The 26,413-nt window shown below is 74.8% G+C and carries 20 protein-coding genes; 10 read left to right on the forward strand and 10 right to left on the reverse strand.

All coding sequences use genetic code 11. The features are described from left to right. The first annotated feature begins 7 nt into the window (after nucleotides 1-7). Nucleotides 8-2,233, forward strand: coding sequence for a putative bifunctional diguanylate cyclase/phosphodiesterase (locus ACEQ2X_RS20905; RefSeq protein ID WP_370327814.1), 2,226 nt, complete (start codon nucleotides 8-10; stop codon nucleotides 2,231-2,233). Further along, the gene (locus ACEQ2X_RS20910; RefSeq protein WP_370327815.1) at nucleotides 2,233-4,449 is read left to right on the forward strand and encodes a putative bifunctional diguanylate cyclase/phosphodiesterase; all 2,217 of its coding nucleotides are present in this window, start codon (nucleotides 2,233-2,235) and stop codon (nucleotides 4,447-4,449) included. Before ACEQ2X_RS20905 ends, ACEQ2X_RS20910 begins: the two co-directional genes overlap by 1 nt. A gap of 15 nt (nucleotides 4,450-4,464) precedes the next feature. Here the strand turns inward: ACEQ2X_RS20910 and ACEQ2X_RS20915 are convergent, their stop codons facing one another. The 3 genes from ACEQ2X_RS20915 to ACEQ2X_RS20925 form a co-directional block, all read right to left on the reverse strand. Beyond that, nucleotides 4,465-5,436, reverse strand: coding sequence for an NUDIX hydrolase (locus ACEQ2X_RS20915; protein ID WP_370327816.1), 972 nt, complete (start codon nucleotides 5,434-5,436; stop codon nucleotides 4,465-4,467). Between the two features lie 65 nt (nucleotides 5,437-5,501). Further along, nucleotides 5,502-5,987, reverse strand: coding sequence for an Rv3235 family protein (locus ACEQ2X_RS20920; RefSeq protein WP_370327817.1), 486 nt, complete (start codon nucleotides 5,985-5,987; stop codon nucleotides 5,502-5,504). Further along, nucleotides 5,984-6,847 (reverse strand): hypothetical protein, encoded by an 864-nt coding sequence (locus tag ACEQ2X_RS20925; RefSeq protein ID WP_370327818.1) that lies wholly within the window; start codon nucleotides 6,845-6,847, stop codon nucleotides 5,984-5,986. The genes ACEQ2X_RS20920 and ACEQ2X_RS20925 overlap by 4 nt, the downstream gene beginning before the upstream one ends. 125 nt (nucleotides 6,848-6,972) lie before the next feature. Here ACEQ2X_RS20925 and ACEQ2X_RS20930 point away from each other — a divergent pair, with 125 nt between their 5' ends. The 6 genes from ACEQ2X_RS20930 (at nucleotide 6,973) to ACEQ2X_RS20955 (ending at nucleotide 12,912) form a co-directional block, all read left to right on the forward strand. After that, a complete protein-coding gene (locus ACEQ2X_RS20930) occupies nucleotides 6,973-7,665 on the forward strand; it encodes a sigma-70 family RNA polymerase sigma factor (protein WP_370327819.1) in 693 nt (230 codons plus the stop codon). An 8-nt stretch (nucleotides 7,666-7,673) separates the two neighbouring features. Beyond that, on the forward strand, nucleotides 7,674-7,901 hold the full coding sequence (gene rsrA, locus ACEQ2X_RS20935; RefSeq protein WP_370327820.1) for a mycothiol system anti-sigma-R factor: 228 nt from the start codon (nucleotides 7,674-7,676) through the stop codon (nucleotides 7,899-7,901). 64 nt (nucleotides 7,902-7,965) lie between these two features. After that, on the forward strand, nucleotides 7,966-8,385 hold the full coding sequence (locus ACEQ2X_RS20940) for a sigma factor-like helix-turn-helix DNA-binding protein (RefSeq protein WP_370327821.1): 420 nt from the start codon (nucleotides 7,966-7,968) through the stop codon (nucleotides 8,383-8,385). Nucleotides 8,386-8,401: 16 nt separating this feature from the next. Next, a complete protein-coding gene (locus ACEQ2X_RS20945) occupies nucleotides 8,402-11,038 on the forward strand; it encodes a cell wall-binding repeat-containing protein (protein WP_370327822.1) in 2,637 nt (878 codons plus the stop codon). 177 nt (nucleotides 11,039-11,215) lie between these two features. Further along, nucleotides 11,216-11,455 (forward strand): biotin/lipoyl-binding carrier protein, encoded by a 240-nt coding sequence (locus ACEQ2X_RS20950; RefSeq protein ID WP_370327823.1) that lies wholly within the window; start codon nucleotides 11,216-11,218, stop codon nucleotides 11,453-11,455. Further along, the gene (locus ACEQ2X_RS20955) at nucleotides 11,452-12,912 is read left to right on the forward strand and encodes a sensor histidine kinase (RefSeq protein WP_370327824.1); all 1,461 of its coding nucleotides are present in this window, start codon (nucleotides 11,452-11,454) and stop codon (nucleotides 12,910-12,912) included. Before ACEQ2X_RS20950 ends, ACEQ2X_RS20955 begins: the two co-directional genes overlap by 4 nt. A 12-nt stretch (nucleotides 12,913-12,924) precedes the next feature. On the opposite strand, the gene ACEQ2X_RS20960 is transcribed toward ACEQ2X_RS20955, so the two are convergent. Continuing rightward, a complete protein-coding gene (locus tag ACEQ2X_RS20960; protein ID WP_370327825.1) occupies nucleotides 12,925-13,158 on the reverse strand; it encodes a hypothetical protein in 234 nt (77 codons plus the stop codon). A 28-nt stretch (nucleotides 13,159-13,186) separates the two neighbouring features. Next, the gene (locus ACEQ2X_RS20965) at nucleotides 13,187-13,438 is read right to left on the reverse strand and encodes a WhiB family transcriptional regulator (protein WP_370327861.1); all 252 of its coding nucleotides are present in this window, start codon (nucleotides 13,436-13,438) and stop codon (nucleotides 13,187-13,189) included. A 273-nt stretch (nucleotides 13,439-13,711) separates the two neighbouring features. Here ACEQ2X_RS20965 and ACEQ2X_RS20970 point away from each other — a divergent pair, with 273 nt between their 5' ends. Then, nucleotides 13,712-14,458 (forward strand): glycerophosphodiester phosphodiesterase, encoded by a 747-nt coding sequence (locus tag ACEQ2X_RS20970; protein ID WP_370327826.1) that lies wholly within the window; start codon nucleotides 13,712-13,714, stop codon nucleotides 14,456-14,458. Here ACEQ2X_RS20970 and ACEQ2X_RS20975 read toward each other — a convergent pair. The 5 genes from ACEQ2X_RS20975 to ACEQ2X_RS20995 form a co-directional block, all read right to left on the reverse strand. After that, nucleotides 14,442-15,371, reverse strand: a complete 930-nt coding sequence (locus ACEQ2X_RS20975) for a diacylglycerol kinase family protein (RefSeq protein ID WP_370327827.1) — start codon at nucleotides 15,369-15,371, stop codon at nucleotides 14,442-14,444. The two genes, ACEQ2X_RS20970 and ACEQ2X_RS20975, sit on opposite strands and share 17 nt — an antisense overlap. A 32-nt stretch (nucleotides 15,372-15,403) precedes the next feature. Further along, nucleotides 15,404-17,572: a transglycosylase domain-containing protein gene (locus tag ACEQ2X_RS20980; RefSeq protein ID WP_370327828.1), complete on the reverse strand. Its 2,169-nt coding sequence runs from the start codon at nucleotides 17,570-17,572 to the stop codon at nucleotides 15,404-15,406. A gap of 49 nt (nucleotides 17,573-17,621) precedes the next feature. Then, nucleotides 17,622-20,276, reverse strand: coding sequence for a putative bifunctional diguanylate cyclase/phosphodiesterase (locus ACEQ2X_RS20985; RefSeq protein WP_370327829.1), 2,655 nt, complete (start codon nucleotides 20,274-20,276; stop codon nucleotides 17,622-17,624). Nucleotides 20,277-20,441: 165 nt separating this feature from the next. Next, nucleotides 20,442-21,233: an RNA polymerase sigma factor SigF gene (locus ACEQ2X_RS20990; RefSeq protein ID WP_370327862.1), complete on the reverse strand. Its 792-nt coding sequence runs from the start codon at nucleotides 21,231-21,233 to the stop codon at nucleotides 20,442-20,444. Then, nucleotides 21,212-21,577 carry an ATP-binding protein gene (locus tag ACEQ2X_RS20995; protein ID WP_370327830.1) on the reverse strand — a complete coding sequence of 122 codons (366 nt, stop codon included), beginning with the start codon at nucleotides 21,575-21,577 and terminating at the stop codon, nucleotides 21,212-21,214. The genes ACEQ2X_RS20990 and ACEQ2X_RS20995 overlap by 22 nt, the downstream gene beginning before the upstream one ends. Before the next feature lie 106 nt (nucleotides 21,578-21,683). On the opposite strand from ACEQ2X_RS20995, the gene ACEQ2X_RS21000 reads away from it, so the two are divergent. Further along, nucleotides 21,684-26,330, forward strand: a complete 4,647-nt coding sequence (locus ACEQ2X_RS21000) for a DEAD/DEAH box helicase (protein WP_370327831.1) — start codon at nucleotides 21,684-21,686, stop codon at nucleotides 26,328-26,330. Nucleotides 26,331-26,413: the final 83 nt, after the last annotated feature.

Raw genomic sequence — 26,413 nt, forward strand, 5'->3', positions numbered from 1 at the left:
GATGGGGATGGCAACGGCCGTGGGCGAGCGCGAGCGTGGACGACGTGTGGTCGTCTCCCTCGCCGTGGTCCTGGCCGCGCTGATCCCGGCCGAGACCGCGCTCGGGTACGACGCGGCCGTGACCGCCCCGCTGATGGTCGTGGTGTGCCTCGTGCCGTGGCGGCGGCTGGTGGGCCTCGACCCGGTCGCCCCCGACTCCACCCCCGGGGCGTGGCGGATCCTCGGCATCGGCATGGCGATGGCCAGCGCGTCCACGGCGCTGCTGTCGGTGCTCGACGCCGCTCCGATCGCGCTGATGGCCGTCCCCGTCCTCGCCACCCTCCCCGCGACGCTCAGGGGCGCCTGGGGTGCGCTGGTCCGCGGCATCTCGGCGACCACCTCCGTCGACGTCGCGATCATCTCGCTCGCGGTCCTGCTGCTCAGCTGGTCCTGGGTCGTCGACGACTTCGCCGGCATGGTCATCGGCGAGGTGGCCGTGACCCTGGTGCTGCTCGGCCTGATCGCGGCCCTCGCCGGTGCGGTCCTCACCAACGCCGCCCGCGACCCGCGGCCCCGTGCGGAGCTCGTCGTCTTCGCCCTCGCGCTGCTGGCCTTCGGCGTCGCCCTGGTCGAGCCGAGCGGTGGGCCGTCGGAGGCCTACCGGACCGCGGAGCTCTCCACCGGGATCGGCTACGGGCTGGCCGCCCTCGCCGTCGTCCGCGGCCAGCTGTCGGGGGAGCGGTCGGCGCGGGTCGCCGAGGAGGCGCTCGGCGGGACGGGTGTGGCCGCGCTGCTCGTCGTCGGGTCGTTCCTCGGGAACGGGGTGGTCACCGGTCTGCGCGACATCCCGCCCCACCCCCTCGAGGGGGCGTTGAAGGCGCTGCTGCTGCTCACGGTGGCCACCCGCGTCGTCATGATGGCCCGGGCCTGGCGTCGCATCCACACCGACCTCGACCACCTCGCCACCACCGACCCGCTGACCGGGCTGCGGAACCGCGCCCAGCTGGTGCGCCGGCTGGAGGCGATCCTCGCCGGTGGCGGGGCCGCAGCCGGCGTCAGCGTCCTGCTGATCGACGTCGACCGCTTCAAGGTCATCAACGACAGCCTGGGCCACCAGGTCGGCGACCGGGTCCTCGTGGCCGTGGCCGACCGGCTCCGCGCCGTCGCCGGTTCCGATGCGGTGTTCCGCTTCGGCGGCGACGAGTTCGTCGTCGTGGTGCCACGCGATGCCGGCGACCCGTCCGCGTACGGCGAGCGGATCCGCGCCGCCCTGGCCGCCACGATCGCGGTCGACGGCCGCGACCTGCAGGTGTCGGGCAGCGTGGGCGTGGCCACCGCCACCGCCGCGGTCGAGCCGACCGCGCTGATCCGGGACGCGGACATCGCCCTCTACCGCGCCAAGGAGCTCGGGCGGGACCGCGTGGTGTGCTTCGACTCCTCCCTCCACGCCGCCGCCCTCCGCCGCCTCGCGATCGAGAGCGGCCTGCGCGCCGCCCACGTCGACGGGTCGCTGTCGGTCTGCTACCAGCCGGTCGTGTCGGCCCGCACCGGCGACCTGGTCGCCGCGGAGGTCCTGCTGCGCTGGACGAGCGCGTCGCTCGGCCCGGTCGGCCCCGGTGAGTTCATCGAGGTCGCCGAGGACATCGGCGCGATCGTGCCGATCGGCAGCTGGGTCATCACGCAGGCCTGCGCCGACCTGGCCGCGTTCGACGCCGCGCTCGGATGCGGCGCCGTGCCGCACCTGACGGTCAACGTCTCGGCGGTCCAGCTGCTGGTCCCCGGCCTGCTCGACCACATCCGCGACCAGCTGGCCGTCCACGGGCTGACCCCGGACCGGCTCGTCGTCGAGGTCACCGAATCGGCGCTGCTCGACCCGAGCGGTCCGGCGGCACAGGCCCTCTTCGAGTTGTCGCGGGCGGGCATCCGCCTGGCGGTCGACGACTTCGGGACCGGCTACTCGGCCCTGTCGTACCTCGAGACCTTCCCGGTCAGCGTGCTGAAGGTCGACCGGTCGTTCGTCACGCCGCTGGACGCGCCCACGCCCGACGGCGCGCCACGACGGTCGATGATCCCGACCCTCGTGCGGCTGGCCCGCATGTCCCGGCTGCTGCTGGTCGCCGAGGGTGTCGAGACGCCCGCGCAGCGCGACGCCCTCCTCGCGATGGGCTGCGTGCTGCACCAGGGGTACCTGTACAGCCGCCCGGTCCCGGCCGACGTGCTCGTGGCGGACTGGGGACGGGTGGAGGTGGCCTAGTGGCGCTCCCCGCCCTCCCCGCCCTCCTCGAGACCGTCCGGCGGACCCCGCTCCGCGCGCGGGCGGGCGCGCTGTCCGTCCTCGGCGTCGGCCTCGCCCTCGGCGCCGTCGTCGGCGAGCCGCGCATCGGTGCCGCGATCGGCGGGTCCGTGGCGATGCTGTCGCGGTGGCGGCCGCGGTCCGACGGCGCGTTCAGGCCCGGGACCACCGCGGCTGGCTGGCGCCTCACCGGGATGGGGGCGGCGGTGCTGGCCGGCGTCGACGCGGTCGGCGAGCTGCTCCACCTCGATCCGCTCTGGCGCGTGGGCGTGCCCGGCCTCGTCGGCCTGCCCCTGGTGGGCCTCGGGCTGTGGTGGGCGGTCCTCAGGCCGCGGAGGACCCGGCAGGCGGCGCTCGACGCCGCCCTGGTCGGGCTCGCCGCCGCACTCCTCGCCTGGGAGTGGGTGTGGGAGCCGCGGTTCGGGACCGGCACGTCGACGGTGAGCATCGCCGTCGTGATCCTCATCTCCATCGCGGTGTGGGCGATCGCGCTGCTGGTCGTGCGGGGGGAGGCCGTCGGCACCGCGGAGGTGGCCCTGTGCGTCGCCGGGCTGGGCGCCTACGTCCTCGCGGTGCTGCTGGTGGAGGACGACGGTCTGATCATGCGCTCGTGGGCGTCGACGGCCGACATCGCCGGCCACGTCCTCGCGACCCTCGCGGTGGTCGGCGGGCAGCGCCAGGTGTGGCGCGTCGAGGACGACGACCAGCGGCACGTCGCGCTGATGTGGCTGCCGGCCGTCCTGGCGGTGGCCGTCGAGCTGGCCATCATCGCCTCCACCCACCTGTGGGAGTCGGCGTCGTCGACGATCGGCAACGCCCTCCACGTGGCCCTCCTCGTCGTCCTCGCCGTGCGGGTGGGGCAGACGGGCCGGCGCTGGCGGGTGGCCCGCCACCAGCTCGAGGACGTGGCCCACGCCGACGACCTGACCGGGTTGCACAACCGCGCGTGGTTGGCGGCCCACCTGGCGCAGATGCTGCGGGAGGGACGGGTCAGCGCGGCGGTGATGTTGGACATCGACCGCTTCAAGCTGGTGAACGACGGGCTCGGCCACGACGTGGGCGACACCGTGCTGGTCGAGTTCGGCGAGCGGCTGCGCCAGCTGTGCCCCACCCACCACCTCGTGCGCATGGGGGGCGACGAGTTCCTCGTGCTGCTCGGCGAGGACGACCGCTCGCCGTCGACGATCGCCGCCGAGATCCGCAGCGCCCTGTCCGAGCCCATCACGGGTCCGGGCTACGTGCTGCGGCCGGCGGTCAGCGTCGGGGTGGCGTCGCCCGCGGGGTCCACCGCGCCGGACGTGCTGCTCCGGGATGCCGACAGCGCGCTGTACCGGGCCAAGGAGTCAGGTCGGGACCGCGTCGAGGTGTACGACGCGGCCATGCAGCAGGCGTCCCTCCGCCGGCTCGACATCGAGCACGGCCTCCGCAGCGCCCTCGCGCGGGACCAGCTGTCGCTGGTGCACCAGCCGATCGTGGACGCCACCAGCGGCGACGTGGTCCTGGTGGAGTGCCTGCTGCGCTGGACCAGCCCCGTGCTCGGCGCGGTCGAGCCCGCCGAGTTCATCCCGGTCGCCGACGAGATCGGTGCCATGGCGGACATCGGCCTGTGGGTGCTCGAGGAGGCGTGTCGAACGGTGATCGCCCTCGACGCCTCCCCGCGGACCTCCGGCGTGGGCGTCGCGGTGAACGTCTCCCGGACCCAGCTGCAGCTCCCGGGCTTCGCCGACGCCGTCGCCGCGATCGTCGCGGCAGCGGACGTCGACCCCGGACGGCTGGTGATCGAGGTCACCGAAGCTGCCCTGCTGGACCGCGACGGCCCCACGGCGACGGCGTTGGCCGCGGTCGCCGCGCACGGGATCAAGGTCGCCGTCGACGACTTCGGGACCGGCTACTCCGCCCTCGGGTACCTGCCGGACCGCGCCGTGCACCTGCTGAAGCTCGATCCGAGCTTCGTCCGCCGCCTCGGCACGCCCGGCCGGCCGACGCTGCTCGGCATCATCATCGACATGGCCCACGACCTCGGCCTCCGAGTCGTGGCCGAGGGGGTCGAGACCGAGGACCAGCGCCGTCAGCTCCGCGCGATGGGATGCGACCTGCTGGAGGGGCACCTGATCGGTGTGCCGGCGCCGCTCGCGGTGCTCATCGACGAGGTGGAGCCGGCCGCCTCCGCCACCTGACCCACCCTCCCTGACCTACCAGGTCCAGGTGCCGCCCGGTCGATCCAGGCACAGCCGGACCTTCCGGCGCCACGACGGGTCGAGCAGGGCGTCGGCCCGGTCGAGGTCGACCCAGCGGACCTCGGCGATCTCGTGGTCGTGGAGCGGCGTCGGGTCCTCCACGGGATCGCTGACGTCCGCGCCGTAGACCAGGTTGATCCGGTCGGGGGAGGGGTGGGCGAACACGCCGAGCAGGCGGGTCGGCTCGACCACCACGCCGCCCTCCTCGAGCACCTCGCGGGCGGCGGCGACGGCGGGGTCCTCGTGCTCGTCGACGAGGCCGCCGGGCAGGGTCCAGGCCCCCTTGAAGGAGTCGAAGACGACCAGGAGCCGCCCGTCCGGGGTCATGCACACCGTCGAGGCCGACACGATCTTCCGTGCGATCGACGCGAAGAAGTTCACCGACCGCTCACCCGCCGACTTCGGCGTCCGCGCCACGGCCAGCACCACCGGTCCGGCGTCCACCAGGCCCGGGGTGGCGTCGAGGGTGAGGTCTGCCCGCCCCCGCCACCCACGGCCGGCCACCCGCGCCGCCGCACCGGGCGACGCCAACCGGCGGACGTCGAGACCTCGCTCGGCCAGCGCGTGGCGGAGGTCCGCGGCGGACATGCCCGCGGCCACGTCGCCCGCGCCACCCGGAGCGGCGTCGCCGCCGACCAACGCGGCGTGGACCGCGGACGGCACCGCGACCACGACCCAGCCGCCCGGGCGACAGCGGCGGACCGCGGCGTCGACCACGGCCGGACCGCGACGGCCCGCCGCCGCGACCTCACCGGCCAGCAGCAGGACCGCGTCGAGCGGCCGGTCCCCGAGCTCACCGGGTGGTCCGGCGAGGACCGCGGGGGCCGCCTGCCGCAGCGCCGCGGCCACCGCCGGGTCGTCCACGCCGAACCGGCCGTCGGACGGCAGCAGGTCGAGGACGAGGTCGAGCAGCGCGGCGGGGTCCATGGACGGGCAGCCTACGGCCGGTCGCCGGCGGTGCCGCCAGCCCGGCGTCCGCGCCCCCCGCCACGTCATGCGGCGCGCGCGGGTCGTCGCCACCCGGCGGGTACGGTCCAGGTCGGCCCGGGGATCACGGGTCGCACCTCGGGCGCGGGTGCGGGGTCGACGGCGATCTCGATGACCTCGACGGCCTCCACCGCTCCGGCGGGATCGGGGGCGGCTGGCGGGGCGAGGGCCTCGGGGCGGCGGATGTCGGTGACCCGCCAGCGGTGGTCCTGGCAGCGGACGGCGATCGCCAGCGCGCCGACGCGGCCCCGGTCAGCCAGCAGCACCACGGCCTCGCAGACCGCGCCGTGGCGCTGGGTGAGGGTGCGCACGACTGCGGGGACCGGTCCGGGCCGGCCGCGGACGGCGAGGTCCAGGCGCAGGTCGGGTGCCAGGAACGGCCGCAGGTGCCGAGCGGGGCGGAGGCCGGCCTCCACCTCGAGGTACAGGGTCACGAAGGCCTGCAGCCAGCGGGCCCGCCCGGCACGCGCGTCGTCCGCCGCGGCGCTCACGGCTGGGCTCCCACCACGATGAGCCCACCGTCCGGCCCGTCCTCCAACCACACGACGTGGGTGGACGCCGTCGCCGCACCGGGCGCGGTCGCGTCGACGAGGGCGACCAGCACGCCGGGGAGGAGCTCGTGCGGGTCGCTGGCCACCGGGGTGACGGACGTCCAGCCGGACTCGGTGAGGACCCGGGCGATCTCGGCGAGCCGCACCTCCCCGGTCGGGGGTGGCATCGTCGGTGAGGGGTCCGGCGGGTCGGGGGCCGGTGCCGGCCAGGGGGGCGACAGGGCCCTCCCGTCGTCGGCGACCGCCACGGCCCAGCGCTGGCGGTGGCTGGTGGACAGCGCCCCGTCGGCGCCCTCGAGCCAGATCGCGTCGAGCACCACCAGCCACACGCCCGCGTCGAGGGGGCGGGCGGTGACCGGTGTCGCCCACTCGAGGTAGGACGTCGTGGTCCCCTGCGTCGTCAGCCGGTCGCGCAGCGCGGCGATCGCGCCGGCGTGGATCCCCGGCGGCGGCATCGGGCCGTCCGACGCGACCTCGGCGGTCTCGGTCGGGGGAGCGGCTGTCGCGGTGGGCGGCGGCGCGTCGGGGGACGTCGGCGCCGCCACGCCGTCGCTCGCGGGCACCTCGACGACCAGGCCGGTCGGGTCCGCCGACGGTGCGGTCGCGACGGGGGAGTCCTGCCCGCCGAGGAACACGACGGCCATCACCCCCAGCCACACCACCCCGCCGGCGGCGCCCAGCAGCCGCCACGGCGGTCGGCGGGTCGCCGCTCCGGAGGACCTGTCGGCTGTCGTGGGCGGCCACCTGTCGGCGCGGTCGTCATCGCCGTCGAGCCACTGGTCGAGTTCGTCGCTGTCCATGTCGATCCCCGTCGTCCTGCGCGTGGGGACAGGTATAGCGCTGTGTGGTGATGGTTGACAAGGATTGACACGATATGACGTGTGGATGGTATGGATGTGGGCGTGCGTGCGTACACTCCGGCGCGATGGCCCAGACCCCGACCGCGGACGAGGCGCGCGGGCGCGGCCCCGTCCGCCAGGAGCTGACCGACGCCGAGCGCCGCGAGCGGTTCGCCGCGGATGCGATGCCCTACGTCGACCAGCTCTTCGGCGCCGCGATGCGGTACACCCGCAACCGCGCCGATGCGGAGGACCTCGTCCAGGACGCGATGGCCAAGGCGTACGCCTCGTTCCACCAGTACCGGCCCGGCACCAACCTGCGGGCGTGGCTGTACCGGGTGCTGACCACGACGTACATCAACACCTACCGCAAGCAGCAGCGGCGTCCCCAGGAGGTCTCGGCGGACGGGGTGCGCGACCGGATGGAGGACGGCGGCGGCGACTTCTCGCTGTTCGACCGCCTCGAGGGGGGCACCTCCCCGTCGGCCGAGTTCGAGGTCATGCAGCAGCTGCCGGCCGAGGCCGTCCGCGCCGCGCTCGACGAGCTGCCGGAGCAGTTCCGGACCGCCGTCTACCTCGCGGACGTGGAGGGGTTCAGCTACGCGGAGATCGCCGAGATCATGGACACGCCGATCGGGACGGTCATGAGCCGGCTGCACCGCGGAAGAAGCGCGCTGCAGAAGGCGTTGTACGACCACGCGGTGCGGTACGGGCTCATCCCCCGGACCGGCGACCCGGACGGATCGAGCGACCAGACCGAGGAGAACAGCGATGGGTGATCAGCGCCATGGGTGATCGATGTGACGCGCTGCTCGAGCGGCTCGAGACCTACCTCGACGGTGAGTGCCCGGTCGATGTGGAGGCCGTCGTCGCACAGCACCTCGAGGACTGCCCCCCGTGCCTGGATCGCGCGGACTTCGAGCGCAAGATCCGGGACCTGATCGCCGCCAAGTGCCGGGACGCCGCTCCGCCCGGCCTCGTCGACGCCATCCGCCAGCGCCTGCAGCTGAGCTGACCCCCGCCGCGGGTGGCCGCACCTGCGGTGCGCCGCGCCCGGTGCGCACCTACCCTTGCGGCCGATGGCACCCTCCGCCGGCACCGACCGACCCGATCGCGGCAGCTCCCACGACGGGGGCGGGCCCCGCGGGTCGCGTGGCGGTCAGAAGGCCGGTCAGCAGTCGGGGCGGGGCAAGGCCGGTGCGGGCAGGGGCGGTCCGTCCAAGGGCGGGGGACGGCGTGATCCGCGGCGGGACGAGGAGCAGGAGGCCGTCCGACTCCGCAGCAAGCTCCTGAGCCTGCTGAAGCGGTTGCCCGAGGTCGAGCGGAAGGTCCTCGAGGCCCGCATGGGCTTGGTGGACGGCCAGCCCCGCAAGCCCGGGGAGGTCGCGACCGAGCTCGGCATGACCATCCCCGAGGTCAAGAAGATCGAGGCCCGCGCGTTCGAGCGCATCCGCGAGATCGGCCCCCTGAAGGGGCTGGAGCGGTTCCTGGGCCACTGATCAGGTCCGGCCTCTGATGACGTCGACGGCGCGCGCCCGGTCCTGGCTGGCGATCATCGCCGTCACCGCCGTCGCGGTCCTCGCGCCGGTCGCGCCGACCGCCGCGGACCCCGCACCCCCGGCGACGATCGAGGTCGTCGACGTGGCCGGTCCGGCGTTCGCCAGCGCGGGGTGGTCCGCCAGCCAGCCGATGGCCGTGTCGCCGTTCGCGATGGTCGGGATCACCCTCGACGACGCGGGCGAGGGCGCCGTGCAGGTGCGGACCGCGCAGGGCGACGGGCCGTGGTCGGACTGGATCGACGTGCCGCACATGCACGACGAGGGGCCTGACCCGGGAACCGCCGAGGCCCGTCACGCCAGCCCCGGCCACCGCACCCACCCGGTGTTCACCGACGTCGCCGACCGGCTGCAGGTCCGCGTCGCCGACGGGTCGCCGGCCGGGTTGAAGGCGCACCTCATCGACCCGTTCGGACTGGATCGCTCGGTGGTCGAGCGGATCGGCGACCGCCTACGGGCGTCCTGGGACGGGGTGCCGACCGCAGCTGCCGGCGCGCTCGCCGACACCCCCCGGATCGTCAGCCGCGCCGCGTGGGGCGCGGACGAGTCGAGCGTGCGCGGCGACCCGTCCTACGCCCGGTCCGTCGAGCGGGCGTTCGTCCACCACACCGTGGGGTCGAACGACTACAGCCAGGCCCAGGCCCCGGGCATCGTCCGGGGCGTGATGGCCTACCACGTCGGCTCCAACGGGTGGAGCGACATCGGCTACAACTTCCTGGTCGACCGCTTCGGGACCGTCTACGAGGGACGGCGCGGTGGCATCGCCGAGGCGGTCATCGGCGCCCAGGCGGGCGGCTTCAACACCGAGTCGACCGGCGTCGCCCTGATGGGGACCTACACGTCCGCCAGCCCGCCCGCCGCGATGCTGGACGCCGCCGAGCGGATCATCGCGTGGAAGGCCGACGTCCACCACTTCCACCCCCTCCGCGACGGCCAGGCCACCTCGATGGGCTCGAGCCGGTACCCCGAGGGCGCGGTGGTCACCCTGCAGAACGTCAGCGGGCACCGCGACGTGTCGCTCACCAGCTGCCCGGGTGACGCGACGTACGCCCGCCTGGGGGCCATCCGCCAGCGCGTGCGGGAGGCGGCCGGCGACCTGATCGTCGACCTCCGGTCCGACCAGCGGTCCATCAGGGTGATCCGCGGCACCCCGGTGGTGCCGTCCCTCACCCTCGGTGCCGACCTCGACCCGCCGGGCACCTGGCGCATCGAGCTGCTCGACCCCCAGGGTCGGACCATCCACACCGCCGACGGCGAGGGGGCCGTCGCGTCGACCACCGTCGACCTGACCGGCGGCGGCTGGGCCCTCGGCACCTACGAGTGGGTCGTGTCGGCACCGGGACGGCTCAGCGCCGTGGAGCAGGTCACGTTCACCCCGCCGGTGATCACCGGGTTCGACCGGTCGACGGACCTGGCGCGCGCCGACCGCGACGGGACGCTGAGAGAGCCAGTGGCCTTCCACGCCGACCTGTGGGAGGGGGCGTCCTGGCAGCTGGTCGTGACCGACCCGTCCGGCGCGGTCGTGCACACCAGCCAGGGGGTCGGTGCCGCGATGGACACCGGGTGGTTCGGCGGGGTGACCCGACCCGGCACGCACACCGCCACCGTGACCGCCGAGGACGCCGCCCCGGTCACCACGACCCTCGAGGTGCGCTACGACCTGTTCGACCGGGTCGCCGACACCCCCGACGCGATCGGCGGGACCACCGCCCTCAGCGCGGCCGCGTTCCCCGACGGCACCGCTGACCACGCCGTCATCGCCCGCCACGACGTGTTCGCCGACGCCCTCGCCGGCGGGCCCCTCGCCGGTCGTGGCGGACCCCTGCTGCTGACCACCCCGGACCAGCTCGACCCCCGCGTCGCCGTCGAGCTCGACCGGGTCCTCGCCGAGGACGCCGTCGTCTACGTCCTGGGCGGACCGGCGGCGATCGGGGAGGAGGTCCTGGCCGACCTCGTGGCCCGCCACGGCACCGTGATCCGGGTCGCCGGCGACACGCGCACCGCGACCGCGGCCGCGATCGCGGACCTGGTCGTCGCCGAGTCGGGGACCACGACCGCGATGGTGGCCCGCGCCGGCCCCGACGACGCGTCCCCCTGGGCGGACGCCCTTGCCGGCGGCGCCTACGGGGCGCACGCCGGGGTGCCGGTGCTCCTGACCGCCACCGACGTGCTGTCGCCGGAGACCGCGGACGCCATCGACGACCTCGACATCGAGGAGGTGATCGTCCTGGGCGGGACCGCCGCCGTCGGCGACGCCGTGCTCGACGACCTGCCCGACCCGCGGCGCCTCGCGGGCGGGGACCGGACCGGGACCGGCGTGGCGGTCGCCGAGCAGCTGTGGGGCGCCGAGGTCGACGTCGCCCGGGTCCTGCTCGCCAACGGCTTCGACGCCGGCGCCTGGGGCTGGGCGCTCGCCGCTGCGCCGCTGGCGGCCCAGCGCCGCGCCCCGCTGCTGGTCACCACCGCGACGACCCTGTCGCCCGCCGTGGCCGCCCACCTCGCCGCGACCCCTGCGGTCGAGGGCGGCACCGTCGTGGGTCCGTCCTCCCTGGTCGACCCCGAGGTGGGCTACGCGGCCAGCGCGATCGTCCGGTAGCTGTCGGCCTGGACCGGCCCGACCTCCTCGCTGCCGCTCGTCGGTCAGGACGCTCCACGAGTCAGCCTCCCACGTGCGGCTGGCGCCGCACGCTCCGGTTCGACACCTGGACCGGCCCGACCTCCTCGCTGCCGCTCGTCGGTCAGGACGCTCCACGTGTCAGACTCTGCGGAGGCCATGGCTGAGACCCCCACACCCCGCACCCTGTCCGTCACGACCGAGATCGTCGCCAGCGTCCTCCGCATCGAGGTCGCCCCCGGTGACCGCGTCCACGCCGGGCAGACCCTGCTGGTCCTCGAGTCCATGAAGATGGAGATGCCGATCGACTCGCCCGCCGACGGCGAGGTGATCCGGGTCGCCGTCGCCGTGGGCGACGTGGTGCAGGAGGGCGACGAGCTGGCCGAGCTGCGGCTGTGAGCGTCCTCACCGACCTGCTCGCCCACAACCCGAACCTCGCGGGCCCCGCCGTCGCGCACCTGCAGCGCCTGCTGAGCGAGTGGCAGATCCTGGCCGACCTGTCCTTCGCCGACCTGCTGCTGTTCGTCCAGGACAGCGACGGCTCTGAGGAGGGGTACCGCTGCGTCGGCCAGATGCGCCCCTACACGGCCCAGACCATCTACGTCGACGACCTGGTCGGCGACTTCTTCCACCGCCACGAGCGGCCGATGGTCGGGCGCGGGTTCGCCGAGGCCCGGGTCATCCGCGACGCCGACCCGGACTGGTCGACCGGGGTGCCCGTGCGCGAGGAGGCCATCCCCGTCGGGTACGGCGGACGGGTCATCGCCGTCATCAGCCGGGAGGCGAACGTCGCGACGGCCCGGTCGCCGTCGCAGCTCGAGCTGACCTACCTCTCGGCCGCCTCGGCGCTGGCCGCGATGTGCGCCGCGGGCGACTTCCCCTACGCCGCAGGCGACCGCCCCGAGGACTCCGAGGTGTCACCGCGCGTGGGCGACGGGATCATCCGGATCGACGAGGTCGGGACCGTCACCTACGCCTCCCCGAACGCGATCAGCGCCTACCGGCGACTGGGCCACCTCGAGGCCGTCCACGGCCAGAACATCGCCGACGTGGACCCGCGGCCCCAGGACGCGGACGCCGCGCTCGACGAGGGCTACGCGGTGATGGGGGAGATCGAGCACGACGGCTCGGTCGTGCTGCGCCGGTTCATGCCGTTGGTGGAGGAGGGGACCCTCACCGGTGCGCTGGTGCTGGTCCGCGACATCACCGAGCTGCGCCGCCACCAGCGCGCGCTGCGGGTGAAGGACGCGACCATCCGCGAGATCCACCACCGGGTGAAGAACAACCTCCAGACCGTCGCGTCGCTGCTGCGGCTGCAGGGGCGGCGCCTCGCCTCCGAGGAGGGGCGGAACGCCCTGGCGGAGTCGGTGCGGCGGATCTCCTCCATCGCGCTGGTCCACGAGATCCTGTCCCGCGAGGCGCGGCAGTCCGCGCCGTTCTCCGAGATCGCCACCCGGATCGTCGACATGCTGTCCGAGGGGCTCGTGTCGGTCGACACGCCCGTCGACTTCCAGGTGGAGGGCAACCCCGGCGAGCTCGGCGCGGAGATCGCCACGCCCCTGGCGCTGGTGCTGACCGAGCTGGTGCAGAACTCCGTCGAGCACGCCTTCACCGACCACGACTTCGACGTCGAGCGGGGGATGGTGACGATCACCTTCGACCGCCACGCCTCGACCCTGCGGATCGTGGTGGCCGACAACGGCAAGGGGCTGCCGGAGGGCGTCGCGCTCGAGTCCCTGTCCAACCTGGGCCTGCAGATCGTCCGGACGCTGGTGACCAGCGAGCTCGGCGGGACGATGACCACGATGTCCCCCGACCACGGCACGGCGGTGGAGCTGATGATCCCGCTCCCCTGACGCCGGAGGCGATCAGTCGCCGACGTCGGGAACCTCGGGTGCGCCGGCGGGCACCTGGTCGGCGGGCACTGGGTCGGCGGGGACCTCCAGCGTCGGGTCCTGCCGGGCGCTGACCAGCTGGGCGCCGAAGACCGAGCCGATCAGCAGCAGCGCGATGGCCACGACGAGGAGCGGCCGCAGGTCGACGAGCCGCGGGGGCGGGCGGTGCTCGACCGCCGGCTGGACGTACGGGTCGAGGTCGGTCACGGCCGCGCGGGTGGCCCGGGGGTGGCCGTCAGCTCGCCATGCGGCGTCGCCGCTGGCGCTGGCGCCGCAGGGTCCGCCGCTCGTCCTCGTTGAGGCCGCCCCACACGCCGGCGTCCTGGTTCGTCTCGAGCGCCCACTCGAGGCACTGGTCGATCACCGGGCAGCTGCGGCACACCGCCTTCGCGCGCTCGGTCTGCTCCAGGGCCGGTCCGGTGGTCCCGACCGGGAAGAACAGCTCGGGGTCCTCGTCCAGGCAGGCGGATCGGTTACGCCAGGTCAACATGCCTCGCTCCTTCAGGATGTGCACGCGCTGCAGGACCAGGTCTGCAGCGGTGGTCCTCCACAGCGGGTGGAGTCGGCTACGCGGTGCGGTCTCAGATCACCGCACCGTGCCACTGATCCGTCGCGGCATCGGTGAAACCGGGCATTTGTGAAACCGGTCACAAGCGATGGCGTGGCTCTCGCTGGGGGAGACTACAGGTCGATTCCAGTCCCGTCCAGAGGTCCTGCGGGGAAAGCCTGCTCGACGGCGAGATCGCTATGGTCGGTGCCCGTGCAGCCCCTCTTCGCCCCACCGCTGCCGGTGGTCGTCGGCCACCGCGGCGCACCGGTCGACGCCCCGGGGAACACCCCGGCGTCCTTCGCCGCCGCGGCGGCCGCGGGCGCCCGCTGGGTGGAGCTCGACGCCCGCCTGAGCGCCGACGGGACGGTCGTGGTCCACCACGACCCGGTCCTGGCCGACGGCCGCGCGATCGTCGACCTCGACGTCGAGGCCTGCCGCGACGCCGGCCTCGCCACCCTGGCCGAGGTCCTCGTCGGACTCCCACCCGAGATCGGCGTCGACGTCGAGATCAAGAACCTGCCGGGGGACCCCGACCACGACCCCGAGATGGCCGTCGTCGATGCGTGCTCGCGGCTGCTGGCAGATCACCCGTCGGTGCGGGTGGCGGGGCGCCCCGTCGTGGTGTCGTCGTTCAACCCGATGGTCCTCGTGGCCCTTGCCGAGCGGGACGACCACCACCCGCGAGCGCTCGTGACGATGTGGACGGCCTTCCCGATCGGTCTCGACACCGCCGTTGAGCTGGGCGCGGCCGGGCTGTTCTGCCACGACTCGACCGACGGGCTCGACCGCGACGGGGTCGACGCCGCCCACGACGCGGGTCTCGAGGTCATGGTGTGGACCGTCGACGACCCCGGCCGCACCCTGGAGCTGGCGGGGATCGGCGTCGACGCGATCTGCACCGACGACCCGCGCGGGGTGCTCGCGACCCTCGACGCGCGGCTCAGACCACGAGGTTGATCGCGTCCGGCACGACCTCGACGTGGAGGTGCTGGGTGGATCCCACCGGGTCGCCGTCGGTGTGGACGGGCATCGGGTGGTCGGTGTACAGGTCGTAGTGCTCGCGGTCGTGCCACCCGGTGACGCTGGGGAGGGACCGGACGTCCCGCGTGAACAGCGCCTTGCGCATGACCTGGATCAGCGACCGCAGCGACAGGTCGGTCATCGCGGTGCAGTCGAGGCCGCGCTCGAGCGTCGCCTCGGGGCACATCCGTGACGGCAGGGGCCCGAGGAAGGTGTACGGGTCGGCCTTGCAGATGACCACGGCGCCGGCGACCGAGGCGGACTCCGGCGCCTCCGCCCGACGGCCCTCCGGGCGGGCGGGCCCGGCGTGGACGCGGATCACCTCGTCCCGCATGCGCATCCGCGCGCCCAGCCCGTGGATCAGGTACGACGGCTGGCCGACGTAGCGCTTCATCCGGGGGTGACGCTCGACCTCCTCGACCACGACCGCGTCGAAGCCGTACCCGACGCACCAGGCGAACCAGCGGTCGTTGGCGCGGCCGGCGGGCACGCGGCGGGTCCGGTCGGTCTCGATCGCCTCCCGCAGGATCGAGGTGGCACCCACCAGGCTGTGGGGCATCCCGAGGATCCTCGCGTACACGTTGGTGGACCCGCCGGGCAGGACGGCGAGGCGCGTCTCGGTGCCGGCGAGGCCCTGCAGGACCTCGTTGACCGTGCCGTCACCGCCGAGCGCGACGACCGCGTCGAGCCCCGCCTCGGCGGCGTCGGCGGCGATCTCGCTCGCGTGGTTGCGGTGCGTCGTCGCGACCACCCGCACCTTGGCCACGTCGGCAAGGGTGTCAGCCACCCACCGCGTCAGGTGTGGACGGGTGCGACGGGCCACGGGGTTGGTGACGATCGCGATGTGCACGGGCGCGAGGGTACCGCCCCCCTCTCGGCTGATCAGTCGCCCCCCACGATGCCCGGCCCGCCCGGGGGCGGCGGCGGGGTCGGCGTCGCGGTGGGGGTCGGCGTGGGGGTCGGCGTCGGCGTGGGGGTCGGCGTCGGCGTCGGCGTGGGGGTCGGCGGGGACGTGGGCGCGGCGGGTGCGGTCGGGGTCGGCGAGCTCGCCGCTGATGGCGTCGGGGAGGGAGTGGGTCGCGCAGGCGGCGGCGCCGCGGCGTGGACCGGGCAGAAGAAGTCCGGCAGCTCGCCGGGCAGGCCGGACACCTCGACGGTGGTGGGGCAGAACGGCGTCGCGATCCCGCCGGTCAGCGGGTCGACGAGGACCGTCTGCACGAGCTCCGTCGGCGGCGCGAAGTCCTGGACCGGCCGCCCCGCCAGCGCCGCGGCCATGAACTCCCGCCAGATCCGGGCCGGCCAGTTGCCACCCTGCACCGTCGCCTCGCCGTGGACGTCGAGCAGCGGGCGGCGGGAGTCGGGGTAGCCGATCCACACCGCGGTGGACAGCTCCGGGGTGAACCCGACGAACCAGGCGTCGGAGTTGTCCTGCACCGTCCCGGTCTTCCCCGCGGCCGGCCGGTCCAGGCGCGCCCGCTGCCCCGTGCCGGACTCGATGACGTCGACCATCGCGTCGGTCAGCAGGTACGCCGACTCGGGGTCCAGGGCGACCCGCGGCATGCCGCGCGGCTCCCACACCGTCGTGCCGTCGGCGTCGTCGATGCGGGTGATCGGCGTCGGCCGCGCGTGGACGCCGCCGTTCGCCAGGGTCGCGAACGCGCCGGCCATCTCGAGGGGCGACACCCCACCCGCCAGGCCGCCGAGCACGATGGAGGGGTTGGCGCCGACCTCCGAGGTGATGCCCATGGCCTGGGCGGCGGACTCGACCGCGCCCGGGCCGAGCTCGAGGGCCAGCCGGGCGAACGCGCCGTTGGAGGACCGGACCAGCGCCTCGCGGAGCGTGAGGTCGCCCGACGTGCCGCTCGCGACCGACCAGGGGTCACCGGCCCCCACGTCGAAGGTGCCCGACCCCGACGCGATCGTGGAGTCGAGCCGCCAGCCGCGGCTCAGCGCCGCCGCCAGCGCGAAGACCTTGAAGGTGCTGCCGGGCTGGCGCCGGCCCTGCGTCGCCAGGTCGAACTGGCTCGCGGTGAAGTCCCGCCCGCCGACCTGGGCGAGCACCGCGCCGGTTCCCGGCTGGACCACGCTGATCGCGACCTCCGGGTCCTCAGGTCCGCTCCAGAACGCGGTCGCCGCCCGCTCCGCCATGGCCTGCAGCGCCGGGTCGATCGTGGTGTGGATCCGCAGGCCGCCACCGAACAGGCGCCGCCAGCGGCTGGTCTCGTCGAACCCGAACTCGGGGTCGGCGACCAGCGTGCGCTTCACGTACTCGACGAAGAACGGGAACCGGGTGACCGGTTGGTCCGGGGGCGGCGCCACGTCCAGCGGCGCCGCCTCCACCGCGGCGAGCTGGGCCGCGTCGAGGGTGCCCTCGCCGTGCATCGCCACCGCGACGCGGCTGCGCTCGGCCCTCGCCGCGTCGGGGTCCGCGTAGGGGGACGTGGTCTCGGGGGACCGGATCAGCCCGGCCAGGAGGACGGCCTCGGGCAGGCTGAGGTCGCTCGTCGTCGTCCGGAAGTACGTCTGCGCGGCGGCCTCGATCCCGTACGCCCCGCTGCCGAGGTACACCGTGTTCAGGTACTCGGTGAGGATCTCGATCTTCGAGGACTCCTCCTCGAGCTGCCATGCCAGGTGCGCCTCGGTCGCCTTCCGCTCGAGGGTGTTCGGCGCGTCGGGGAAGTAGCGGTTCTTGATGAGCTGCTGGGTGATCGTCGACCCGCCCTGCACGATCCCGCCGGCCTGCCGGTTGGCGACCCAGGCCCGGGCGATGGCGCGGGCGTCCACGCCGTCGTGGTCGAAGAACCGCCGGTCCTCGGCGGCGACGACCGCGTCGATGAGGTGCGGGGGCAGGTCCGCCGCGTCGACCGGCTCTCGGTGCGAGAACCGGAAGGTCGCGATCAGCGACCCGTCGGCGGCGTACACGAACGACTGGGCGTAGGTGTCGACCGGCTCGAGATCGATGTCCCGGACCGACACCTCGACCAGCTGGCTGCACGCGGACGCCAGCACCGCGCAGCACACGAGCAGGCTGACCAGGCGCGGGCGTCCCATCACCGACAGTGTGCCGTCCCCGGTCGCCGTGGGCGGGAGGCCGCCGCGGTCACGACGCGGCGGCGGAGCGGAGCTCCGCCCGCAACCGGTCGGCGAAGGCCGGACCGGGCAGCGGCATGGCGAACAGGTGGCCCTGCGCGCTGTCGCACCCGGCCTCCCGCAGACGTCGGGCCTGACGGGGCTCCTCGACGCCCTCTGCGGTGACCGAGACGCCCATGGCGCGGGCCAGCGCGATCGTGGCGGCGGCGACCGGGGACTCCGCGGCCGTGCCCAGGGTCGACACGAAGCTCCGGTCGATCTTGATCCACGACACCGGGAACCGGTCGAGCATGGTGAGCGAGGAGTACCCGGTGCCGAAGTCGTCGAGGGCGACCCGGACGCCCAGGGCGCGCAGCTGCTCGAGCACCTCCCGGACCGCGTCGAGCTCGTGCAGGACCTGGGTCTCGGTGATCTCGACCACCAAGCGGTCAGCCGGCAGACCGGCGGCGGCCAGCACCGCGCGCACGTGGCCGACGAGGCCGTCGTCGAGCAGCTCCGCGGCGCAGAGGTTGACGTTGACCGGGAGGGGCAGGGGCCAGCGGGCGGCGTCGGCGCAGGCCGACGCGAGGACGTGCCGTCCGATCGCGACGACCTGGCCGGTGTCCTCGGCGAGCGGCAGGAACACCCCCGGCGGCAGCTCGCCCCTCGCCGCGTGGTGCCAGCGCACCAGCGCCTCGGCGCCGACGAGCGCCCCGGACGCGAGGTCGACGATCGGCTGGTAGGCCGGGACGAACTCCCCTGCGGCGAGCCCGCGGTCGATGTCGACCTGCAGCGCTTCCCGCGCCCGCTGGTCCTCCCGCATCGAGACGTCGTACACCTCGACGCCGCCGCCGTCCCCCTCCTTCGCCCAGTACATCGCGAGGTCGGCGTTGGAGAGCAGCGCCTCGGCATCCGGTTCGTCGGTCCGGACGGCCACGCCGATGCTGGCCGAGACCTGCGCCGGGCAGTCGTCGGGCAGCGGGATCGGTGCGGCGAGCGTCGTGCGCAGGCGACGGGCGAGACGCGGCGCATCCGCGGCCGCGGGCCCGGTGACCAGGACGGCGAACTCGTCGCCACCGAGCCGCGCGACCGTGCCCGCGGGCCCGACCGCCTCGCGCAGCCGCTCGGCGGTGGCCGCGAGGACCCGGTCGCCCACGACGTGGCCGCGGGCGTCGTTGACGTCCTTGAAGCCGTTGAGGTCGACGAAGAGGATCGCCACGGCCGCGGGTGAGCCGGACCCGACGGTGCCGGGGCGAACGACCAGCGCCTCGACCAGCGCCTCGTCCAGCACCTCGTAGAAGCGGGTGCGGTTGGCGAGGCCGGTCAGCTGGTCGTGGGTCGCGGCGTGCACCAGCCGCCGCTCGAGCTCCTTGCGGGTCGAGACGTCCCGGTAGTTGACGACGATGCCGCCGACGTCCGGGTGGTCGCGGAGGTCGCGGACGGACGCCTCCACCGCCCGCCAGCTCCCGTCGGCGTGCTGCGCCCGGAACTCGACGCTGTGGGCGACCGACGGGTCGGCCAGCATCTCCTGCAGCCCGGCGGCCATCCGCTCGTGGTCGCCGGGGTGGATCAGCTCGAGGGCCTGGCGGCCCACCACCGCGCCCGGCTCGAACCCGAAGACCGACCGGACCGCGTCGCTCTCGAAGGTGATCACGCCGCGGGAGTCGAGGATCCGCAGGCAGTCCGAGGCGTTGGCGATCAGCGCCCGGAAGCGGGCCTCGCTCGCCTCGGTCCGGGCGGCGGATCGCAGGCGATCGAGCGCCAGGCCGGCGTCTGCGGCGAGCGTCTGGAGCGCAGGCAGGTCGCGGTCGCCGGCACCGCGGATCGCGACCAGACCGTCCAGCCGGCCGTCGACCACGACCCCGGCCGCGGTGCAGGTCGGGGCGTCGCTGTCGGCGGCGCAGCTGCGCGCGCATCTGATGGCCTGAGCTCTGCCCGCCACCAGGGCGGCCGCGTCGAGACCGGGGTCGAGCGACCCCTCGGGGCACGTCGCAGTCGCCATCGGCAGGACCCGCAGGCCACCGAGCGCACCCGGGCCCAGGGCCACCACCGCCTCCCGGCCGTCGATCCCCGCCAGCCCGCGGGCGCCGGCTACCACGAGGTCCGCCAGCTCCGCCTCCGAGGACGCCCGGCCGAACGCCGCCGTCGTCCGTGCCACCGCCTGCTGGCGGTCGGCGTCGCGCTGCTGGCCCCACGCGGTCCGCACGAGGACCTGCATGACCAGGCCCGCGAAGCCGAACCCCATCACCTGCTGCAGCACGGCCGGGTCGGTCGCGGGCACCGCTGCGGTCCCCAGCCCGCCCGCGATGTGCACCGCACCGACGTGGGCGCCGAGGAACGTGACCGCCGTCGCGGCGGTCCCCCACGGGCTGTCGACCAGCGCGCGGTAGTGCAACGCCAGGTACATCAGCCCGAGGGCCAAGGACGGCTCGCCGACGCCGACGCCGACCGCCGTCAGGGCCACTGCTTCGATGGCGTACTGCTGGACGGGGACGCGCCTGCGGCGGCGAAGACGCCACCAGCTGCCCAGCGCCAGCCCGAGCCCGAGCAGGCCGACCGCCTTCGCACGCTCCGCAGCTCCACCGGTCACGATCAGCAGGGCCACGACGAGCCCGGCCGCGACGGTGGCGCAGAGGAACCCGCCCTCCAGGCGCCGCAGCAGGCGCGGCGAGTCGGGGTCGGTCACGGCCGACCACGCACGTCGCACGAGACGACGTCCCCCACCGAGGCGCTGGCTCATCCCCGGTCACATCGGCAATGCGGACGCCCAGGGGAGGGTGTGGGCACCAGATCCCCCGACCGGACCCCCTCGACGGTGCGGATGGCGTAGGCCGGCCCTACGCACCCCGGGTCAGAAGGTGGCGTCCCGGTCGGTCTGGCGGGCCCGGAGGAAGCGGATCGTGCGGGCCAGCTGGCGCGAGACGTGCATCTGGCTGATGCCCACCTCCTCGGCGATCTGGCTCTGCGTCATCCCCTTGAAGAACCGCAGGTAGATGATGCGCTTCTCACGGGCGTCCAGGTCCTCGATCGCCGGGGCGATCGACGCGAAGTGCTCGAGCTGATCGAGCCGGTCGTCGTCGTCCCCCATCATCTCGCCCAGGGTGGCGGAGTCCTCGTCCCGGCCGACCCGGGCGTCGAGGGACCCCGTCGAGTAGGCCATCGACGCCTCGTACGCCTCGAGCGCCTCGTCCTCGGACACCCCCAGCTCCTCGGCCAGCTCCGGCACCGTCGGCGCACGGCCGAGCTCCTGGTGCAGCCGCGAGGTGGCCTTGCCGAGGCGCAGGCTCAGCTCCTGCAGGCGGCGGGGGACCCGGACCGACCAGCCCTTGTCCCGGAAGTGCCGCTTGATCTCGCCGACGATCGTCGGTGTGGCGTAGGTGGAGAACTCGACCTCCCGCGTCAGGTCGAAGCGGTCGATGGCCTTCAGCAGACCGACCGACCCCACCTGGACCAAGTCCTCGAGCGGCTCACCGCGGTCGCCGAACCGCTTGGCGAGGAACTGCACGAGCGGCAGGTGCAGCTCGGCCAGGCGCTCCCGCACGTCGGGATCGCCCGTCTCCCGCAGCATCCGGAAGAGCTCCTTGGTGTCTGACCGCTCGTAGCCGCGGAGCCCCTCGGTGCTCACGTCGACGGGGTGAGGGATGCGAAGCGCATCGTCAGCGTGACCGACCCGCCGCTCGCATCCACCTCGAACTCATCGGTCATGGCCGACAGGATCGTCCAGCTGAACCCCTTGGGGTCCAGGTCGACGGGCCCGGTGGGCGACGCCGACACGGTCACGGTCAGCGGGAGGTTCGTCGGGTCCATCGACACCTCGATGGCTGCGGGGGACCCGGCGAGGAGGGTCGTCGCCGCCTCCTCGACCGCGAGGCGGACGTCCTCGAGCTGGTCGATGGTGAGGCGTGCGCGCGCGGCGACGGACGCCGCGGTCGCGCGGAGGACCGACATGTGCGCCGCGTCACCCGGGATGGACAAGCTGATCGTCATGACGAGAGCAGGATCCTACCCCCGGCGACGGGCGACGCACGGTGATGTCCTCCGCGACGACCCGGTCCGGGGAGGTGTCACACGCCGCCCGTAGGCTGGCCGCCGGATGGATCAGGTGCTGGAGCGCTTCGGCCCCGCCACGCGGGCCTGGTTCGCCGCGTCCTTCGCCGCCCCCACCGCCGCGCAGGTCGCCGCGTGGCACCACGTCCTCGAGGGCCGCAGCGTCCTGGTGAGCGCGCCCACCGGGTCGGGCAAGACCCTGGCCGCGTTCCTCGCCGCCATCGACCGCCTGGTCGCCGCCCCGCCGGCGGAGGGCACCCGGGTCCTCTACATCTCCCCCCTGAAGGCGCTCGCCTACGACGTCGACCGCAACCTGCGGGCCCCGCTCGTCGGCATCCAGCAGGCCGCGACCAGGCTGGGGCAGGCGCTGAGCTCCGTGTCGGTCGGGCTGCGGTCCGGCGACACCGCGGCCGACGAGCGCCGGGCGCTCGCTGCCCGGCCACCGGACATCCTCATCACGACGCCGGAGTCGCTCTACCTGTACCTCACCTCGCGGGCGCGCGAGACGCTCGCCGACGTGGAGACGGTCATCGTCGACGAGGTCCACGCCGTGGCCGGCTCCAAGCGGGGCGCCCACCTGGCGGTCTCCCTCGAGCGGCTGGAGGCGCTGCGCCGCGGCGCCGGCGCCGACGCACCCCTCCAGCGGATCGGGCTGTCCGCGACGCAGCGCCCGCTCTCCGAGGTCGCCGCCTTCCTCGGCGGCGGGCAGGTGGACGGCGGGACGTGGCGGCCACGTCCCGTCGAGGTCGTCGAGGTGCCCAGCGAGAAGGTCCTCGACGTCGAGGTGGTCGTCCCCGTAGAGGACATGGCGGACCTCGGTCAGGTCATCCCCGAGGCGCCGGAGGGGCCTGCGTCGGCGCAGGGCGAGAGCCGACGGTCGATCTGGCCGGCGGTCCACCCGCGGATCCTCGACCTGGTCGAGTCCCACCGCTCCACGATCGTCTTCACCAACTCCCGCCGGCTGTCCGAGCGGCTCTGCGCCAGGCTGAACGACCTCGCCGCGGAGCGCTGGGCGGCCGCCCAGGACGTGGACGGGGCGGCCGGGGACCCAGTCGCGCCGCCGGTCATCGCCCGCGCCCACCACGGGTCGGTGGCCCGCGAGCAGCGGGTCCTGATCGAGGAGGACCTGAAGGCCGGCCGGCTGCCCTGCGTCGTGGCGACCTCGTCGCTCGAGCTCGGCATCGACATGGGGGCGGTCGACCTGGTCATCCAGGTCGAGTCGCCCGGCAGCGTCGCGAGCGGCCTCCAACGGATCGGCCGGGCGGGTCACCAGGTCGGCGCCCCGTCGGTGGGCCGGATCTTCCCCAAGTTCCGCGGCGACCTGGTCGAGGCCGCGGTCGTGACCCGCCGGATGCTCGACGGGGACATCGAGCAGACCCGCTACCCGCGCAACCCCCTCGACGTGCTGGCCCAGCAGGTCGTCGCGATGGCGGCCATGGATCCCTGGCACGTCGGCGAGCTCCACGACGTCCTCCGCGCCGCCGCACCGTTCGCCGAGCTGCCGCGCAGCCAGCTCGACGGCGTGCTCGACATGCTGAGCGGCCGCTACCCCTCCGACGAGTTCGCCGAGCTGCGACCGCGGGTCACCTGGGACCGCATCGAGGACGTGATCACCGGCCGGCGCGGTGCCCAGCGGATCGCCGTGACCTCGGGGGGGACGATCCCCGACCGCGGGCTCTACGGGGTCTTCATCGCGGGGGAGGGGCCGGGTCGGCGGGTAGGTGAGCTGGACGAGGAGATGGTCTACGAGACCCGGCCCGGCGAGACGATCGTGCTCGGCGCGTCGACCTGGCGCGTCGAGGACATCACCCGCGACCAGGTGCTGGTCAGCCCCGCGCCCGGGCAGCCGGGCCGGCTGCCGTTCTGGCACGGCGACACCCCGTCGCGGCCCATCGAGGTCGGTCGGGCCGTCGGGGCGTTCCTCGGCGCCCTGGGCGCGGCTGGCCCCTCGGGCTCGTCGGAGGACGACGAGCGGCAGGCGGCGCTGCGGGAGGGCTACGGCCTCGACCAGCTCGCCGCGGCGAACCTGCTCGCCTACGTCGAGGAGCAGCGGGCCGCGACCGAGGTGCTGCCGAGCGACACCCAGATCGTCGTCGAGCGGTTCCGCGACGAGATCGGCGACTGGCGGGTCTGCATCCTGTCGAGCTTCGGCGGGCGGGTGCACGCCCCGTGGGCGCTCGCGATCGAGGCGCGGCTGCGGGAGCGGTTCGGCATCGAGGTCGCGACGATGGTGTCCGACGACGGGATCGTCCTCCGCCTGCCCGACGCCGGCTGGGGCGGCGGCGGGCTCCCCGCCTTGGGCGACGCGGGGTCGGAGGGGGTCGCCGACCCGTGGGCGGGCCTCGAGGCGTCGTCGGGGGAGTGGCTGGACGACGCGGTCCTCCGCGAGGTGCTGGTCCCCGACGCCGAGGAGGTCGAGGACCTGGTGGTCGCCGAGCTGGCGAACTCGACGCTGTTCGCCAGCCGGTTCCGCGAGTGCGCGGCGCGGGCCCTCCTGCTGCCCAAGCGGCGGCCGGGTGGCCGCACCCCGCTGTGGCAGCAGCGCCAGCGCGCCCAGGACCTGCTGGGGGTGGCCAGCCGGTTCGGGTCGTTCCCGATCCTGCTCGAGACCTACCGCGAGTGCCTCCGCGACGTCTTCGACGTCCCGGCCCTGCAGGGGCTCCTCTCCGACATCGCCGGTCGTCGTGTCCGCGTGACCCAGGTGCGCTCGGAGACCGCGTCGCCGTTCGCCGCGTCCCTGCTGTTCGACTACCTCGCCGGCTACATGTACGAGGGCGACGCCCCGCTTGCCGAACGCCGCGCGTCCGCGCTGACCCTCGACCGCGAGCTGCTCGCCGAGCTGCTCGGCGCCGACGAGCTGCGCGACCTGATCGACCGGGACGCGCTCGACACGCTCGAGCTCGAGCTCCAGCACCTCTCCGAGGACCGCCACGCCCGATCGGCCGACGACGTCCACGACCTGCTCCGCGTCATCGGGGACCTGCGGACCGACGAGGTCGTCGCCCGGACGGCGGGCGACGCCGAGGCGTGGCTGGCCCAGCTCGAGGCCGAGCGGCGGGTCTACCGGGCCCGCGTGGCGTCCGAGGAGCGCTGGGCGGCGGTGGAGGACGCCGCGCGGCTGCGCGACGGGCTCGGCGTCCCCGTGCCCGTCGGGCTGCCCGACGTGCTGACCCAGGCCGTGGAGCGACCGATGGTCGACCTCGTCGCCCGGTTCGCCCGCACCCACGGGCCGTTCGCCACGGCGGACGTCTCGGCGCGGCTGGGGCTGCCGCGCGACGCCGTGGAGCTCGCGCTGAAGGCGCTGGTCTCCGAGCAGCGCGTCACGTCGGGGGAGTTCCGCCCCGGCGGCTCTCAGCGGGAGTGGATCGACGCCGGTGTGCTGCGCCGCCTGCGCCGGCGGTCGCTCGCAGCGCTCCGCCGTGACGTCGAGCCGGTGGGTCCCGATGCGTTCGCCCGCTTCGTGCCCGCCTGGCAGGGGGCGGCGCTGCGCCCCCGGACGCCCGGGGTCGACCGGACGTTCGAGGTCGTCGAGCAGCTGCAGGGCACGCCGGTGCCCGCGTCGATCCTCGAGTCCGACGTGCTGGCCAGCCGGATCCGCGGATACACGCCGGCGTGGCTCGACGAGCTCGCGGCGGCGGGCGACGTGGTGTGGGCGGGCCTCGGCCCGCTCGCATCGGCGGACGGCCGTGTCGGGTTGTACCTGCGCGACCAGGCGGCCGTCCTGCTCGACCCGCCGGCGGTGCCCGAGGACCTCGACGGCGTGCACGCCGCCCTGCTCGCGCACCTGTCCGATCGCGGTGCGTCGTTCTGGCCCGAGCTGCTGCGCGCCGCACTGGCCGCTGGTGGGACGGGTCTCCCCGAGGCCGACGTCGTCGCCGCGCTGTGGGACCTCGTGTGGCAGGGGCTGGTCACGAACGACACCTTCGGCGCCCTGCGAGCGCTCACCGGCACACCGGCACGGCGGAGCGCGCGCGGCCGGCGGGCCCGTCCCGGCCGGGTGGCGTCGCGCACCGGCCCCCCCGCGGCGGCGGGCCGCTGGTCGCTCGTCCGCGACCTGGTCGATGAGCGCGTGCCGGCCACCGAGCGCATGGCGGCCCGTGCCGCGGTGCTCCTCGGCCGTCACGGGGTGGTGACCCGGGACGGGGTGGCCGCCGAGGACCTCCCCGGCGCCTTCAGCGGCGTCTACCCGGTGCTGAAGGCGATGGAGGACGCCGGCCGCACCCGTCGCGGGTACTTCGTCGAGGGGCTCGGCGGCGCCCAGTTCGCCCTTCCCGGCGCCGTCGACCGGCTCCGGGCGCTCCGCGAGCCCGACGACCGCCCGGACCGCGAGCCGGAGGTGCTGGCCCTCGGCGCTGCCGATCCCGCCCAGGTCTACGGCGCCGCGCTCGCCTGGCCGGCCCCGGGGTCCGAGCGCGGCCGCCCCCGCCGGGTCGCCGGCGCACACGTCATCACCGTCGACGGCCGACTGGTGCTGTTCCTCGAGAAGGGCGGCCGGTCGGCCCTCACCTTCACCGAGGACCCCGACCTGCTGGCGGCTGCCGCCGCGGCTGCTGCTGATCTCGTGGAGTCGGGGCGGGTCCGGGACCTCCGCATCGCGAAGGTCGACGGCGATCCCGCGGTCGACCAACCCCTCGTCCCCGCCCTCCGCCAGGCCGGCTTCGCCGACCACCCCCGCGGTCTCGTCCGCCGCTGACGCAGCCCTCCGGGCTGGCAACGCGAGGTGCGGCTCCGCCGCGCCCAGCCCTGTTCCGCCGAGTCGTGGCCTCGCTCCGCTCG

The sequence above is a fragment of the Euzebya sp. genome, assembly GCF_964222135.1.
Taxonomy (GTDB): Bacteria; Actinomycetota; Nitriliruptoria; order Euzebyales; family Euzebyaceae; genus Euzebya.